The following is a 1,252-nucleotide window of genomic DNA, read 5'->3' as shown; positions in this document are numbered from 1 at the left end:
TGTTGTGGTCAAGCATTTTTGTAACACTTGTGGCTAAAAAATATCATGAATCAGTTACGCTGCCATCCGGGCTTCGTATGGTGTACGATAATCATTAAAACTGTGCGGACGCACATGATTGTAGTCAACATATGCAAATTCTTCTACTTTTTGATAGAGTGCTTTTTCTGTTTCAAATTCATATAGATTTGTACACTCGTTTTTCAGTGTGTTAAAGTAACGCTCCATCGGTGCATTGTCATACGGATATCCTGCCTTACTCATACTCTGTGTCACATTTACTGACTCGCAGAATTCAACGAATGCCTTTGATGTAAATTGCGATCCCTGATCTGAGTGCAAAATCAGGCCACCTTTGATGGGCGGTTGGGATTCCAATGCTTTCTGGAGTGTTCGAATGGCAAGATTGCTGGTGATCCTGCGGTCTGTAATGCTGGCAACCACACTTCGGTCGTGCAAATCTAGTATGGTACAGTTGTAGCGTACCTCATGATTCGAAAGGAACAGATATGTAAAATCCGTACACCATTTCCGGTTGATTTCATCTGCTGTGAAATCCTGATTAAGTTTATTGTCGAATATTTTATGCGGTTTTCCGTGCTCATATTCAGGCTTCTTTGGGCGGACAATGGAATGGAGTCCCAGCTCTGTATTCATATATTTATGAACGGTAGCTGTACTGTAAGAGTAGCCTCTGCGTTCCAGATAGACTTTCATGCTCCGGTAACCATCAACACCATTGTGGATATGATAGATTTCCTGAATCTGCGCGTGTACTTCTGCTTTATTGGCATAATAATCCGCCTTCCTGTGTTTCCGGTAGTTATAATACGCGTTTGGACAGATTTCAAGCCTGCGAAGGAGCCACCGTAGACCAAACAACTCATGATATTGCTCAATAAATCGATAAGCCTCTAATCGATTTCCTTTGCAAAGAATGCCGCTGCTTTTTTTAAGAAGAGATTTTCCTTTTTTGCTTCTTCCAGTTCCTTGCGCAATCGGAGATTCTCTTTCATAAGTTCCATTTCATTTGGAATATCTGGATTTTCGAGGGCTTTTGTTTGGCATTCTTTGCTAAATTCACTGCACCACTTGGAAATACTGGCTTTGGATACGCCGTATTCAGCAGTGATGCTTTTGTAAGTGCGTCCTTCTTCCTCGTGAAGGCGGACAATCTTCTTTTTAAATTCAGGGGTGTAACTCTGTGGCATAATGTGTACCTCTTTTCTTTATAAGATTGATTATATCTTAT

1 protein-coding gene is annotated in these 1,252 nt (G+C 41.1%); it reads right to left on the bottom strand.

Annotated features, from left to right (window positions below):
* Positions 1–54 precede the first annotated feature (54 nt).
* Positions 55–1,211 (bottom strand): IS3 family transposase gene (locus OCV69_RS16565; RefSeq protein ID WP_158359846.1). Its coding sequence is split into 2 segments (ribosomal slippage): positions 55–962 and positions 962–1,211, totalling 1,158 coding nucleotides; the frame shifts between segments, so codons are not numbered across the junction.
* Between the last annotated feature and the right edge of the window lie 41 nt (positions 1,212–1,252).

This window comes from Alitiscatomonas aceti (assembly GCF_025567195.1).
In the GTDB taxonomy this organism is placed as follows: domain Bacteria; phylum Bacillota; class Clostridia; order Lachnospirales; family Lachnospiraceae; genus Alitiscatomonas; species Alitiscatomonas aceti.
This window is presented reverse-complemented; position numbering and strand designations above follow the sequence as displayed.